Raw genomic sequence first — 14,680 nt, forward strand, 5'->3', positions numbered from 1 at the left:
GGAGGGTCGGAAGAGCATTGCAACTATATAGAAGAAGTTCACGTAATAAAGATACACAGCCTATCACTACTAGTATTAAATTTTCAGGAGGGGCTGCAGCAGCTACCTTTGAAATATCCGATATTGATACGCAAGCTGAAGTATCTGATTAGGTTGTAGTATACGGAAAGTGTGGTGAAGGAACTGTGAAACCTAAGTTAATGTATGTGGCCCCTCAAAGAAGAAGTACATACACTATTAACGATAATGTCGCGAAAGGAAAACCTAGAGCCCCTAGGTCTTCAGGCTATACAGCAATCAGAGGACGAGTTAGAGTTGATTTTCCAATTGCTGTAGAAGAGATTGTTATCGAATATAAGGCACAATATAATAATAAAAATAATAATTTAAGAAGTCAATTAATAGGTATTGGACCTATTACACTATATTGTCCGAAACCGGTAGAGGTTAATGAAGACGGACTGGCTTTAACACTTAAAGTTCAGGATTCCTCTCTTACCTGTGAAGAAGTTCCTTTTACATTTTCAATAATGAATACAAATTGTGAGGATAAACTGGTAAACTTAAAAGATTCACTACCATCGGGAATGCAATGGGTAGAAAACTCTTTGAATGTAACAGATGGAGAATTTACTCAATCCCCAAATGATTATGGAAACAATGAAGTACTTGACGTACCAGGAATATTAGTTCACGGTGGTTCAACAACTATAGTTACAGCAAGAGCTAAATTTACTGAAGATAAAACCACATCATACCAAACTAGGGCTTCTATAAATTATTTAGATCGCGAAAATAGAGATAAAACATATGAAAGCTGTGATTTAGTATACGGATGTGGAAATAGTACAATAAATTCTATATCGGCTGGTTTAGCGAACCCGGTTACTATAGATGAGATTAAAGTAAATAAATCTTGTATTAATGATGGTGATAAAATTTTAGTAACTATACATGTAACAAATCCTGGTGATTTATTGGATGAAGTAACCTTGAATGCCGCATTTACAGAAGGTTTTGAATATATTGATCGTAGTTTTAAAACTTCATTTAAATTGACCAATGGTACTATTAACAAGGAAGTCATTCCATATTCTGAATTTGAAATCGAAAATTTTAGTTTACCACCAGGAAAGCATGAGATTAGCTTTCAAGTACAAGCACCGACCCCTATTTCCGATCAACTTAACGAGTTTGAGGTAAACATAGATATGTCAACTACAAGTGAGATAGATTGTGCCAGAATTGAAGTAAACGGAGACAATGAGGTTTTAGTTCCATTTTGTAGAGATCTTCCTTATTGTACATTAGATCCAAATACTGAAATTCCGACTGAAATATCGGAAATTGGAATAACCACCTTTGAAAAAACAATGGACAATTGGCCGCATAATACTTACAATGGGTTTATAGTGTTGGAATCTAAAAGTAAAGGATTTGTAATAACTAGAACAACTTCAAATTCAATTCCTGCTCAAGATTTGGTTGAAGGGATGATTATTTACGATACAGACGATAAATGTATTAAGTTATATAATGGAACTGATTGGAATTGTATTCAAAGAACGTGTCCTACTAATTAATCTAATTAAAGCAAAAAATAAAATGAAAAATAAACTATTGATCTTACTAGTTATATTTACTGCATTTACGTTGCATGCTCAAATTGCTATCGGTAAAATGGATGTTCAAGGAGGAGCTATCTTGGATTTTGATAGCGGAACAGAAAAGGGGATATTATTACCTATTGTCGAGGCTCTACCTGGGAACGCGGTGGACGGAACTTTATTAATGGATAAAAATGATTCTAAACTAAAAATGAAAGTAGATGGAACTTGGAGGGATTTATCCGATGCCGGAAGTGTTTCAACGGTAAATTTTAATAATTCCGACGAAAAAGGAAAAGGTATTATCATTGGTGATCAAGGATCTACAGCGGAAGGAGTTTTGGTTTTAGAAGCTTCAGATAAGGCTTTAGTTTTACCTAAAGTAAATGCTCCCCATTTAAATGTAAAAAGTCCGCATCCGGGAATGATTTGCTATGATACTTTAAATAAAATGCTTGCTGTCTTTGATGGTCTTAAATGGAATTATTGGAAATAAATTTAAGATTGGAAAAATGTAGCTAGTAAAAAACTTTAATAATTTGTTTTCAAAATATTAAGATGGATAAAAAGGGTAAATTTATTTACCCTTTTTATTTTTATATAGTCTATATTTTTTGATAAATACAAAAAATCATCAAATATTAGAATAGAATTGTGTTTCGGTAAAAATATATCCTTTCGGTTTTATCATATTGATAATTATTACTATATAAATATTCTTTTTTAGATAAAAAATGATAAACAAAAAATGGTAAACAAAAAATGATAAAAAAATTTTTTAACAATTTGTGAATTGAATAATTATCTGTATTTGATGGACTTATGGGTTATAAGAAAGGTATAATTTTGCAAAGATTTATAATATAAATATGTTAATTTGAATAATATAGAAAAAATATATACTTTTGAGTTTATTATATGATAAATAAATAAATATAAATACTAAAAATTATTAATGAGAAAATTAATAACTCCATTTATTAAAATTTCCAGTTTTTATGTTATAGTAGGTTTGATCTTAAGAATTGTCCTTTTGTTTTCACCTGTTACTGATTCAAATTTTTCATTTATTGATTATTTGAAAATATTTACGATTGGTTTAATAAATGATTTTTGTGTATCAATACTGATCTTTATTTTCCTTTGGGTTCATTTAATTTTTCTTTCAAGTACAAAATATAAATCACCATTTAATTATATAATTTTAGGATTTTTTGTAATCGTATTAAGTTATTTGTTTTTATTTAAAACAGTCTTTGACGATTATGGTAGTATTGTACCCACCTTAATAAAAACTTTTGTATTAATAAAGGCAATCTCCTTTATCATATTGTTATTAATGCAGAACATTAGACAAACTTGGCGATATTGGGTATATTTTTTTATTTTCTTTAGTTATATTTTTTTAATCAATTATAATGTTATCAGCGAATTTCTATTCTGGAATGAGTTTGGGGTGAGGTACAATTTTATAGCGGTAGATTATTTAGTCTATACCAATGAGGTAATAGGGAATATACTAGAATCTTATCCAATTATTCCTATGTTTTCATCATTATTGTTGATTTCATTATTAATTACGATAATTTATCTTAAAAAAGCGAAAAAATATTTTACCGATTTTCCTAACTTTAAAATAAAATTAATTGGTAGTCTTTTGTATATTGCTTTGTTCGTAGGGGCCTTGTATATTTTGAAAATAACTAAAAAATATGAAAATTCAGATAATAATTTTGTAAATGAATTGCAAGCAAACGGGTTAGTTAGATTTTATAAAGCATTTGAAGATAGTTCGTTAAATTATGACCAATTCTACGCAAAATTACCGTTAAAAAAATCTTTTTCAATACTTAATAATAGCTACGACAATCATTGGACTGAAAATTATAATACAAAAATCATTAAAGATTCTCTTCCCGAACTTCGTAAAAATATAGTTCTTATAACTATGGAAAGCATGAGCGCTGACTTTTTAAGTAGTTTTGGGAATACTCATAATATAACCCCCAATTTAGATAAATTAGCTAATGAAGGCTTGTTTTTTACCAACATGTATGCCACCGGAACTAGAACTGTAAGAGGATTAGAGGCAGTGACTCTTTGTATTCCACCTTCACCCGGAGAAAGCATTATAAAAAGACATAACAATGATAATATGTTTTCTACAGGGTATTTGTTTAAAAAGAGAGGGTATGTGGTCCAATATTTTTATGGTGGTTATGGTTATTTTGACAATATGAATACTTTTTTCGAAGGAAATGGCTATAGCGTGATAGACAGAAGTTCTTTTAAGTCTGAAGAAATAAGTTTTGCTAATATATGGGGCGTTTGTGATGAAGATATGTTTAAGAAGGCAATCGAAGTTTTTGATAATAATAATAAAAATAAAGTTCCTTTTTTCGGTCATATTATGACAGTAAGCAATCATAGACCATTTACTTATCCCCCGGGAAAAATAGATATACCGAATACCAGTAAGTCTAGAGAAGGAGGTGTTAAATATACAGACTATGCAATAGGTAAATTTATCGAAGAAGCTAAAAAACATCCATGGTTTGATCAAACAGTTTTTGTATTTGTTGCTGATCATTGTGCTTCAAGTGCAGGGAAAGAAAATATTCCTTTAGATAAATATAAAATACCAGCCATAATATATTCACCGGGATTTATTAAATCTGAAAAAATTACTAAAACAGTTTCTCAGATTGATCTAATGCCTACACTTTTAGGGAAGTTACACTTTTCTTATAATTCAAGTTTTTATGGTCAAGATATATTCAATAATACCTATCAACCAAGAGCATTAATCGCAACCTACCAAAAACTAGGATATTTAAAGAATAATACATTAATTGTTTTATCACCTAATCAAAAAGTAGAACAGTATAAAGTAATTAAAGGGTCGCAGCTGCTTAAAGATAAAAACATAAATCATTCCATTTTGGAAGAAGCTATAGCTAATTATCAGACCTGTTTTTATTTACTAAAAAATAATAGGTTAAAAGTAAAAAAATAAATAAATCGATTTATTCTCTTTCTAAAATAGGCTCATGCCGCATTTTACGAAATACATTAATAAGTGTAATGACATCAGTTTCACAATACGATTTTATGCGTTCTAAATTTTTCTCCTGATAATATACTTTAGAAACTTCACTTCCATCCATATCATCCTTGGGAGAAGGTAAACCGAAAACATGAGCTAATAAATCCAATGAAGTATAATGTTTATAATCTCCAAATTTCCATAAATCCATAGTATCGAGATGTGGAATTTCCCAGGGCTTTTTTCCATGCATCTTTAAAATCTTAGGAAGTTCAATTTGATGAATCATCATTCTTCTAGCCAGATAAGGAAAATCAAATTCTTTTCCATTATGGGCGCATAAAAGTAAATTAGATCTAAAATAATTAGATTTCAATAAATCAATAAATCCATTTAATATTCTTTCTTCATCATCCCCATAGAAACTTTTAATACGTATTTTTTTATCCTCAGTGATTAACCCACAAGATAAACAAATTATTTTGCCGAATTCAGAGAGAATTCCCCCTCTTTCATAATAATATTCTTCCGGAGAAATATTTTCTTTTCTTTGAAATTGTGTTTTTTTTTCCCATAAAACTTTTGTTCTTTCCGGCAATTCATTCCAGGTTTCATATTGTGGAACAGTCTCCAAATCAATGAATAAAATCTGTTTTAAAGGAATGGAAGATAACATAATTTATATTTATTAATTCAAAGATAAGTAAAACTAATAACTCAGATAATATTATGTATATTTAATAAATATTAAAAAAATGAAAAATATTTTTGTTTCAGATATTGATGGTACATTAACGAATTTCGGCAGTCCATCGTTAGATTTATATGGGATAAAAGCATTGCAAAAAGCTTCAAAGCTAGGTGAAGTAATTTTAGCTTCCGGTCGACCATATAACGGAATTATAACGATGTATTCAAATGAGGAATTTATCATTGATTATATTATAGCATTGAATGGAGGACACATTCTCTATAAAAACAAAACCTTTAAAACCTATCCGATTTCCAAAGAGGTAATTAATTATTTTGTTAATAATCAGCAACAGTATGTAAATCTATGGTTATACACAGAAGATGCCTGGTATGCTACATCTTTAGAGACGGAAGCCTATAAAAAAGAAGAAAAAGGGGTAAACTTTAAAGCCCTCTCATTAAAGGAATATAACTTCCAAAAAGTTTTAAAAATATTAATTGTAGATGATGGAGATATTAATCAATTAACAAATATTTTGAGAAATAAGCTGACAGGGGTAGAAATAACCACTTCCTCAGATTCCTACCTTGAAATATTTTCATCAAAAATAAATAAATATTTGGCTGTGAAAGAAATAACGAAAGATATTGACTGTAGAATATTTTCATTTGGAGATTCAAATAATGATGTGGAAATGATTAAAAATTCTTTTTTAGGATGTGCTGTAAATAATGCTGTATGGTCAATAAAAGAGATCGCGCAGTACATTTCAACCTATAATTTTGGAAAAGGAGTTTATGATTCTTTAACGCACATCGAAAAAGAATATTTCACCGAATATTTATTGTGATTGGTAACAATAATGTGTTAAAAATTGATGGAAAAAACATAAATAATATTAAATTTTTATGTTTATGTCTAAATGTGGGTTAATATATTGATTTTAAGTGTGATAAATTCGCAATATATTCATTGATATATGGATAGGTCTATCAAAAAGTATTAAAAAGTATAATTATAGTAAAAAAATTTTTATATTTGCCGACTGAACTATAATAAAAAAATAAAAGGTTATGTCTGACATTACATCAAGAGTAAAAGCAATCATCGTTGATAAATTAGGAGTAGATGAAAGCGAAGTTACACCAGAAGCAAGTTTTACAAACGACTTAGGGGCAGATTCATTAGACACAGTAGAATTAATTATGGAGTTTGAAAAGGAATTTGATATTCAAATCCCTGATGATCAAGCAGAAAAAATTTCAACAGTTGGTCAAGCCATTTCTTATATTGAAGAAGTAAACAAACAATAATTTACACAAAGACATTAAAGTATGGCTTTAAAACGAGTAGTAGTAACTGGACTTGGTGCAATAACTCCAATCGGGAATAATTTTAAAGAATACTGTAAAGCTTTATTAAGCGGAGTTAGTGGAGCAAGTCCAATTACTCTATTTGACGCAACTAATTTTAAAACAAAATTTGCTTGCGAAGTAAAAAACTATAATCCGGAGGATTATTTTGAAAAAAAAGATATTCGTAAATATGATCGATGTGCCCAATTTGGGTTAATTTCCACTAGGGAGGCAGTTAGCGAAAGTAAACTACTAGAATATTCAGAATTAGACAAAAATAGAGTAGGGGTTGTTTGGGGATCCGGAATCGGTGGATTGAATACATTTGAGCAAGAAGTTTCCTCTTATGTTCTAGGAAACGGCATACCTCGATTTAATCCTTTCTTCATTCCCAAAATGATAGCAGACATGACTGCCGGTCTTATATCAATAGAATATGGATTTAGAGGGCCGAATTATGCTACCGTTTCAGCATGTGCCTCTTCCTCCAATTCAATAATAGATGCTTTAATGCTTTTAAGGCTAGGGAAAGCAGATGTTATTATAACAGGAGGCTCTGAATCAGCTATAGCGGCAAGTGGTGTAGGAGGATTTAACGCCTTACACGCAATGTCAACAAGAAATGATGATCCAAAAACCGCTTCCAGACCTTTCGATAAAGATAGAGATGGCTTTGTCTTAGGAGAAGGTGCAGGAACTCTTATCTTGGAAGAATATGAACATGCAGTTAAAAGAGGAGCTACTATTTATGCTGAAGTAGTCGGTGGAGGATTAAGCTCCGATGCCTATCATATGACTGCTCCACATCCGGAAGGATTAGGTGCGTATAATGTTATGAAAAATGCTATTGATGATGCAGGTATAGGACTTACCGATATAGATCATATTAATGTTCATGGAACCTCAACCCCATTGGGAGATTTAGCTGAAGCAAAAGCTATCCTTAAGCTATTTGGTGAGCATGCTTATAATATTCAGATCAATTCAACTAAGTCTATGACTGGACATTTATTAGGTGCAGCAGGAGCTATTGAAGCATTAGCATGTATAGTAGCAATCAAAGAAAGTAAAGTACCACCAACTATCAATCACTTCACAGATGATGAAGACTTTGATAAAAATTTAGATTTTACTTTTAACATAGCAAAAGAAAAAGATGTTAAATATGCAATGAGTAATACTTTTGGTTTTGGAGGGCATAACGCATGTGTTATTTTAAAGAAATTTTAAAATAAGAGAAAATAAAAACGAATGAGTATTTGGAAAAAAATACTTTTATGTTCATATTTATTCAGACAAGATTCCGAAAAAAAAGAGGAAAAAAATTTTAAAAAGAAAATTGAACGCCTTATTGGATATAGACCTTCCAATATTGGAATCTTCTATGAATGTTTTACACATTCCTCAGTAAATACCAATGATAATAAGAACTTCGAAAGATTAGAATTTTTAGGAGATTCCATATTATCAAGTATTGTGTCAGACTACTTATATCATCAAGCACCTGATAAAAAAGAAGGCTATCTTACTCAGATGCGTTCTAAACTAGTTAATAGGAAATCCTTAAATATTATAGGAGCAGACTTGAAATTGACCACTTTTCTACAAAAGAGGCAGAACACTAGTTTGGGAGAAAATATAAATGGAAATTTATATGAGGCACTAATTGGTGCAATTTATATAGATAGTGGGTTTGAATTTTGCCGGAAATATATTAATGAAACACTCATTAAGCATGAAAATTTTGAGCAACTCGAAAAAAGAATTACAAGTTATAAAAGTTTGATTATAGAGTGGTCTCAAAAAAATAAGTTGGAAATAACTTTTAATACTTTTCAAGAAGAAAATGCCGAAGAGTCGTTAATATTTAATTCCATAATTCAACTTGATAATAAAGTTATTGCCAAAGGGAGAGCTACTTCTAAGAAAAAAGCTGAAGAGTGTGCCTCAAGAAGAGCCTATCATAGGCTAGACAAGCATTTTATTACTCAACAAAATAAATAAGTATATTGAAAACTTATTCTTTAGACTGGGACATAGACGATCCTATATTTAATTTTAATTTATTAGGATTTAATTCTTATATTAGCAAGGATTATGATTTTGTTTTTTATTTAAATAAAAATTGTAATTTTAATTTTAAGCGCGTTAATGACCAGCAAATAATAGAAAATGGCATTACTTATGTCTTCTCTATATTTAGATTTTTTCTCGAAAAAACCGAACAAAAAATTGAATTGATAAGTAATTTTTCCTATCCTCAAATCATAATAAATGACAATAATAGTTTTTTTGATAAGATAGAAAAAGTTAAAATTTTAATTCCTGAATATAATTATTTCAATTATTTTTTAAAATCTGATAGCTTATTAGATGATGAGTTTTACATAAATTTGGAAAATCTTAAAAAGATTTGTAAATTTAATAAAATAAATATTGATAAAATAAAAATAAAAAATTTAGAAAATTTGATATTACCTACATAATGAGTGGATTTAGAAAAAAAACGAAAATAGTAGCTACTATAGGTCCTGCTTCTGAAGATAAGGATACATTGTTAAAGATGTTTAAAGCAGGAGTAAATGTAATTAGAGTAAATTTTTCTCATGCTGAAGAAGAAGTTGTAAAAAGATGGATACGTACCGTAAGAGACCTAAATGAAGAATTTGGTTTTAGTGTAGCACTATTAGCCGATTTACAAGGACCTAAACTAAGAGTAGGTGTTGTTAAAGAAGGAACAATTGTAAATGCAGGAGACGTAATCACGTTTACAAATGAAAATATTGAAGGAGACTCTAAACAGGTTTACATGAGCTATCCTCAATTTGCAAAAGATGTAAAGGTGGGTGAAAAAATACTTTTGGATGATGGTAAATTAATTTTTGAGGTTATTGAAACTAATTTAACGGATAAAGTAATTGCAAAGGTTATACAAGGAGGACCTTTAAAATCTAAAAAGGGAGTTAATCTACCTAATACTCAAATATCTTTACCTGCATTAACTGAAAAAGATATTAAAGATGCTTTAACAGCAATCAAATACGAATTTGATTGGATCGCACTTTCTTTTGTAAGACATAAAGAAGATGTTATTGATCTACAAAATTTAATACAAAAACATTGTAATCATAAAATTCCGATTATAGCAAAAATTGAAAAACCAGAAGCTATTACTAATATAGAAGAAATAGTTCATGTTGTAGACGGTATTATGGTTGCAAGAGGAGATTTGGGAATCGAAATCCCAATGGAAAAAGTTCCTTTAATTCAAAAGAATTTAGTTAGCATATGTAAAACCCAATGTAAACCTGTAATCATTGCAACTCAGATGATGGAAAGTATGATTGATGGGTTAACTCCAACAAGAGCAGAGGTAAATGATGTGGCTAATTCTGTTTTAGATGGTGCAGATGCCGTTATGTTAAGTGGAGAGACTTCTGTTGGAAAACATCCGGTAGAAGTAATTGAGAATATGGCTAAAATTATTGTTAACGTTGAGGATGACAACCATATTCAAGTACCTTTACATTATCCTAAAAAAGATAGTGAACGATATATAACAGATATGATTTGTTATAATGCTGCCGGTATGGTTGGACAAGTAGGAGCTAAAGCTATTATTACTTTAACACAGTCAGGTTATACAGCTTTCCAAATATCATCTCATCGACCACTTGCAAATATCATTGTATTTACATCCAATAAAAGAATTATTAATATGTTGAGCCTATTATGGGGTGTAAAAGCATATTTATATGAAGGAGCTAAAAGTACAGATGAAACTGTTGTTGAAGTTAATAACAATATTAAAGAAAAAGGATACATCAAGCCTGGAGATTTTGTAATTAATCTTAATGCTATGCCATCTTTTGCAAATAGTTTGACAAATACCCTACGTCTTACTCAAATATAAATAATAAAAAGTAATAAAAAAGAGTTCAAATTTAAATTTGAACTCTTTTTTTATTCATATATTTAAATGTTTATTTTTTTTTCTTATATAAAAAATAAATATCTACAGATCTTTCATCAATACAATTAACAATAGAGTCGGTTAGGATTAATTTGTAATTTTCTAAAAGAATAGGGTTATATTTTAATTTTTCGGCTACTTCAATAGGGTTTTTGTCATCATAATAACCATTACCAGGTATATATTGTTGTATAATTACGAAATCAGTTTTTTTGTCTTTTATATATTGTAACTGTTCATCTCTCATTTGAGGATAAAATTTATATGAAAGATTTGGAGTAACAAAATATTTAATATTTGGAACAATATTACAGGTTGTAAAAAGATTATTAGCTAAACCAAACCCTAAATTTAATAGAGTTGGATTTTTTTCTTTCATAATTTCTTTTTTAAGACGCATGGTCATTAAAGCTTTACGGCCATAATTGTCATCTTTCAATATCCAAGCTTCTACACGCGTATTATCAAGGCCTGATATACCTGCAGAAGTGAAAAGGAAAAACAAAATAAAAATAATATAAGGCTTATTTGAGTAAAAATTCACATTGTTAATATATTTTTTTAAAAATAATCCCAAATATATAAATCCGACGAATCCAAATATTAGAAATGGAATAGGGTAATAATATTGAAATTTACCCATAAATATTGCAATATATAAAATGATTGCGGCTAAAAATAATCCCCATCTCTCAAATAAATTATTGATGTACTTAAACGGGAATAAAAATATTCCCATAAATCCTAATAAAAATAAACAAGTTGGTTCGAGAAATAGATAAAGTATTCTTCCCAATAATCTAAAAAATATTTTCCTTGGCGAACCTAATTTTGCATAGGCACTATTTAATTCTATATAAATTTTGTAAGCTTCTTCTAAACAATTATGGGTATAAAGATATCCAATTACTGGGATAGCAATAACTAAAGATCCTAAAATAAATGCTATAATATTTATGTAAAAATTTTTAAATTCTTTATGATAAAGTATATTTAAAAATATGGCTAAAAGAGGAAAGAACCAAAAAGCTATAAGATTTATTTTTGTTAGCATAACAGCAGTAACCAAAATTCCGTGTATGAACATATATTTTGGCTTGTGTACAGGGTTCTCCATTTTAAAATATTTTAAATATAAGTACAAGCTTATTCCTTCCATACATAAAATGAATTCTTCTGCCGAACCACCTGCCTTCATTATTTTAACTATGCAAACAAAAAATGGTAAAGTTATAAGGAAAGAAGATACTTTATTCAAATATAATCGAGCACTTAGGTATAAAGATATTGCAAGTAAATACCAGAATATAATTTCAACTAAATACATTCCAAAAAAATTAGTATTTGAAATGATATATCCAGTTGCATAAATAAAAAATATAAAGGGCCCTTTATGATCGAATATTTCGGTATATAAAGCTTTTCCATTTACCATACCTTTTGCAACATTAAAATATATGTTGGGGTCTGCCCATTCATTAGTAATGTAAAGTGGAGACATCTTAGAACAAATAAACAAAGTACTTACTATGTATATAAAAAGCAAAAGGAAAATATTTTTTTCAGATGATTTTTCCATATTGTTAGAAATTTAATATTATATAGATTTATTTATTATTAGTAAGACTTTCAATTAATTCAGCAGCTTTTTTATTTCCGCCAGCTTCGATGAAGGATTGTTGAATCTCTTTTGCAGCCTTTTTGTATTTTTCATTATACAATAAGTCATCAACGGCTTGTTCAATATCCTTAGTTTTCATACGTTTGTATTTCAATCGTATACCGCAACCATATTGATCAATTAAGGTAGCAGTATGAGATTGGTCAAAAGCTATAGGAATAATGAGCATGGGAATACCGTTCATATAAGTATCGCAAACAGTATTTAATCCTCCATGACCAATAACCACATCAATATGTTTAAGAAGTTTAAGCTGCGGAACGTAGCTTTGTACGATAAAGTTATCTGGCCATTTTTCTAGAATAGAAGGATCTGTTGCAGCAACAACAGTTATATTTTTATCTTTAAGAGCTTCAATCATTCGGCTGAAAAATTCTTTTCTTATATCGACTAAAACAGTACCTAAAGAAATATAAATTTTAGGATTATTGAATTTATTAAACCGATCCCAATCAAAAGGAGTATTATCCGGACGTCCAGTTAATGCACCTATGAATTTCATATACGAAGGATATTCTCCATCTTTATATCCGGCAAGTTTTTGAGAAGTATAAAACATATTAACTTCTTTAGAAGAAATTAGTTCTTCATCGCCTGATATACCTACTGAATTTTGTAAACCAATTATGGAATCGTGAACCCACTTTGTCACTTTAGGAGCAGTGCCCGGATCATGCAAGGTATTAGGTGTTACCGGAGTAATAGTAGCTAATGGAATATTTTTTACATGAGCAACAAGCGCTCCAGCAAATGTAATACAATCATTAATAATAACATCCGGTTGATAAGTATCAACTAGTTTAGCCAATTCTTCAAACATAATTTTAGCAAAAGGGATATAAGTATCTTGCAGCCCTAGTTTTAATGCTTCTAAAGCAGGTAAATTTGCGCCTTTATCTTGTAATTTAATGATATCTTGTATTACTTCTTTATTTTTTTGATAAGATTCTTTTAAAATAAAAAAACTACCACCTGACGGTATAGTTTCAGCTTTAATTTCGGTTAATCCGGCCCATGCTACTTCATGGCCTTTTTCTAATAAAGTTCTACCAATACTTAGGCTGGGATTAATATGCCCAAAAAAAGGAGGAACAACAAATAAGAATTTTGACATAATTTTAATTTTTTACTAGTGTTTGTAAATAATCTGCTCCTTTATTAACTCCTCCAGCCATTTCGAATGAACGTTGAATCATCTTTGCATTATTTTTATATAAATTATTTGTTAATATGGAATGTACTGCTTCTTTAAGATGAGAAGCTTTAAAACGATTAAAATTTAAACGGATTCCTGCACTACTATCAGTTACACAGCTCGATACAAAAGATTGATCGTAGGCTATAGGAATTACTATCAATGGAATACCATAAGAAAGAGCTTCACATACTGTGTTGTTTCCTCCGTGGCAAATTACTGCTTGCATATGCTGAATTACTTCTAGTTGAGGTATCTGTTTTTGGATAATAAAATTATCAGGTATAAACTCAAATAGGTCAGGATCAGATACAACTATAACCGTAATATTTTCATCTTTTAAAGCGTCAACTACTTTACTAAAAAATTGTTGTTTCTGGGTATGATCAAAAGTTGTTCCTATACTTACTAAAATTTTAGGACGATTTTGGACCATCTTTGCTAATTTTGACCAATCAAAACCAATTCTCTGAGAGCGTGGAGCAATTACAGGCCCAATAAATTTGTAATGAGATGGTAAATCCGCTTCGCCGAAAAATTCTCTTGATGTATATACTAAAGTTAATAATTCGGAACAATCGAGACGAACATTTCCGGAAATTCCATATTTATTTTGAAAAGCTACCACTTGTTCTCCTTCCCATTCATGAATTTTAGGAAAGGAAGGATTTACCTTAATTGAAGCAGGTGCTGTAACAGAAGTAGCATAAGGTATATTTTTTTTAAATGAAACAATTGCTCCGGAAAAAATTTGATGATCAGAAATAATCACATCTGGTTTAATTTCTTCTAATGCATTTTCAATTCCACCCATCATTAATGAATTCATGGGAGTAAGTACTTCTTCATATAAGAATTTAAGGCTATCAATCCCATATACTTTTTTTTTCTGAAGCTCTCTTGCATGATCAAAAATTTTATTTTTTCCCTCTTCATCCATATCAATAGGGAGTACAATTGCTTGACCTTTTTCCGGTAATAGTTCTTTAAGATTAGGATCTAAGCTAATCCAGGAAACCTTATGATTTCTTTTTAAAAGTTCATTACCTAAGCTTAACGTTGGGTTAATATGCCCCGTAAGGGGAGGAACGATAAAAGCAAATCTTGCCATCTGGTAATTGATTTAATT

At 29.7% G+C, this 14,680-nt stretch carries 13 protein-coding genes; 9 read left to right on the top strand and 4 right to left on the bottom strand.

Annotation, left to right across the window (positions count from 1 at the left end):
• Positions 1-185: 185 nt before the first annotated feature.
• The 3 genes from M3Z80_RS01115 to M3Z80_RS01125 all read left to right on the top strand — a co-directional run bounded on the left by M3Z80_RS01115 (position 186) and on the right by M3Z80_RS01125 (position 4,623).
• On the top strand, positions 186-1,583 hold the full coding sequence (locus M3Z80_RS01115) for a hypothetical protein (RefSeq protein ID WP_293916726.1): 1,398 nt from the start codon (positions 186-188) through the stop codon (positions 1,581-1,583).
• 22 nt (positions 1,584-1,605) lie between these two features.
• On the top strand, positions 1,606-2,103 hold the full coding sequence (locus M3Z80_RS01120) for a hypothetical protein (protein WP_293916728.1): 498 nt from the start codon (positions 1,606-1,608) through the stop codon (positions 2,101-2,103).
• A gap of 459 nt (positions 2,104-2,562) precedes the next feature.
• Positions 2,563-4,623, top strand: a complete 2,061-nt coding sequence (locus tag M3Z80_RS01125; RefSeq protein WP_293916730.1) for a sulfatase-like hydrolase/transferase — start codon at positions 2,563-2,565, stop codon at positions 4,621-4,623.
• A 10-nt stretch (positions 4,624-4,633) separates the two neighbouring features.
• Here M3Z80_RS01125 and M3Z80_RS01130 read toward each other — a convergent pair whose 3' ends face one another.
• On the bottom strand, positions 4,634-5,329 hold the full coding sequence (locus M3Z80_RS01130) for a 3'-5' exonuclease (RefSeq protein ID WP_293916732.1): 696 nt from the start codon (positions 5,327-5,329) through the stop codon (positions 4,634-4,636).
• 79 nt (positions 5,330-5,408) lie between these two features.
• Between M3Z80_RS01130 and M3Z80_RS01135 the strand changes: the two genes are divergently transcribed.
• The 6 genes from M3Z80_RS01135 to pyk all read left to right on the top strand — a co-directional run bounded on the left by M3Z80_RS01135 (position 5,409) and on the right by pyk (position 10,615).
• The gene (locus M3Z80_RS01135; protein WP_293916734.1) at positions 5,409-6,197 is read left to right on the top strand and encodes an HAD-IIB family hydrolase; all 789 of its coding nucleotides are present in this window, start codon (positions 5,409-5,411) and stop codon (positions 6,195-6,197) included.
• A gap of 223 nt (positions 6,198-6,420) precedes the next feature.
• Positions 6,421-6,660 (top strand): acyl carrier protein, encoded by a 240-nt coding sequence (locus tag M3Z80_RS01140; RefSeq protein WP_055424989.1) that lies wholly within the window; start codon positions 6,421-6,423, stop codon positions 6,658-6,660.
• Positions 6,661-6,681: 21 nt separating this feature from the next.
• Positions 6,682-7,932, top strand: a complete 1,251-nt coding sequence (gene fabF / locus M3Z80_RS01145; RefSeq protein ID WP_293916741.1) for a beta-ketoacyl-ACP synthase II — start codon at positions 6,682-6,684, stop codon at positions 7,930-7,932.
• A gap of 21 nt (positions 7,933-7,953) precedes the next feature.
• On the top strand, positions 7,954-8,706 hold the full coding sequence (rnc, locus tag M3Z80_RS01150) for a ribonuclease III (protein WP_293916743.1): 753 nt from the start codon (positions 7,954-7,956) through the stop codon (positions 8,704-8,706).
• A gap of 5 nt (positions 8,707-8,711) precedes the next feature.
• A complete protein-coding gene (locus M3Z80_RS09770; protein ID WP_366519836.1) occupies positions 8,712-9,188 on the top strand; it encodes an IPExxxVDY family protein in 477 nt (158 codons plus the stop codon).
• Entirely contained in the window at positions 9,188-10,615 is a 1,428-nt protein-coding gene (pyk, locus tag M3Z80_RS01155; protein WP_293916745.1) for a pyruvate kinase, read from the top strand. Before M3Z80_RS09770 ends, pyk begins: the two co-directional genes overlap by 1 nt.
• Before the next feature lie 70 nt (positions 10,616-10,685).
• On the opposite strand, the gene M3Z80_RS01160 is transcribed toward pyk, so the two are convergent.
• The 3 genes from M3Z80_RS01160 to M3Z80_RS01170 all read right to left on the bottom strand — a co-directional run bounded on the left by M3Z80_RS01160 (position 10,686) and on the right by M3Z80_RS01170 (position 14,662).
• Entirely contained in the window at positions 10,686-12,176 is a 1,491-nt protein-coding gene (locus M3Z80_RS01160) for a hypothetical protein (protein WP_293916747.1), read from the bottom strand.
• 106 nt (positions 12,177-12,282) lie between these two features.
• Positions 12,283-13,470, bottom strand: a complete 1,188-nt coding sequence (locus M3Z80_RS01165) for a glycosyltransferase (protein WP_293916749.1) — start codon at positions 13,468-13,470, stop codon at positions 12,283-12,285.
• 4 nt (positions 13,471-13,474) lie between these two features.
• Positions 13,475-14,662, bottom strand: a complete 1,188-nt coding sequence (locus M3Z80_RS01170) for a glycosyltransferase (protein WP_293916751.1) — start codon at positions 14,660-14,662, stop codon at positions 13,475-13,477.
• Positions 14,663-14,680: the final 18 nt, after the last annotated feature.

It is taken from the genome of Apibacter sp., from assembly GCF_025291155.1.
Classification (GTDB): domain Bacteria; phylum Bacteroidota; class Bacteroidia; order Flavobacteriales; family Weeksellaceae; genus Apibacter.

Excerpts from the sequence above, each read along its gene's own strand:
- M3Z80_RS01120 (WP_293916728.1), top strand. The coding sequence starts at position 1,606 with ATGAAAAATAAACTATTGATCTTACTAGTTATATTTACTGCATTTACG.
- M3Z80_RS01125 (WP_293916730.1), top strand. The coding sequence starts at position 2,563 with ATGAGAAAATTAATAACTCCATTTATTAAAATTTCCAGTTTTTATGTT.
- M3Z80_RS01130 (WP_293916732.1), bottom strand. The coding sequence starts at position 5,329 with ATGTTATCTTCCATTCCTTTAAAACAGATTTTATTCATTGATTTGGAG.
- M3Z80_RS01135 (WP_293916734.1), top strand. The coding sequence starts at position 5,409 with ATGAAAAATATTTTTGTTTCAGATATTGATGGTACATTAACGAATTTC.
- M3Z80_RS01140 (WP_055424989.1), top strand. The coding sequence starts at position 6,421 with ATGTCTGACATTACATCAAGAGTAAAAGCAATCATCGTTGATAAATTA.
- fabF (WP_293916741.1), top strand. The coding sequence starts at position 6,682 with ATGGCTTTAAAACGAGTAGTAGTAACTGGACTTGGTGCAATAACTCCA.
- rnc (WP_293916743.1), top strand. The coding sequence starts at position 7,954 with ATGAGTATTTGGAAAAAAATACTTTTATGTTCATATTTATTCAGACAA.
- pyk (WP_293916745.1), top strand. The coding sequence starts at position 9,188 with ATGAGTGGATTTAGAAAAAAAACGAAAATAGTAGCTACTATAGGTCCT.
- M3Z80_RS01160 (WP_293916747.1), bottom strand. The coding sequence starts at position 12,176 with ATGTCTCCACTTTACATTACTAATGAATGGGCAGACCCCAACATATAT.
- M3Z80_RS01165 (WP_293916749.1), bottom strand. The coding sequence starts at position 13,470 with ATGTCAAAATTCTTATTTGTTGTTCCTCCTTTTTTTGGGCATATTAAT.
- M3Z80_RS01170 (WP_293916751.1), bottom strand. The coding sequence starts at position 14,662 with ATGGCAAGATTTGCTTTTATCGTTCCTCCCCTTACGGGGCATATTAAC.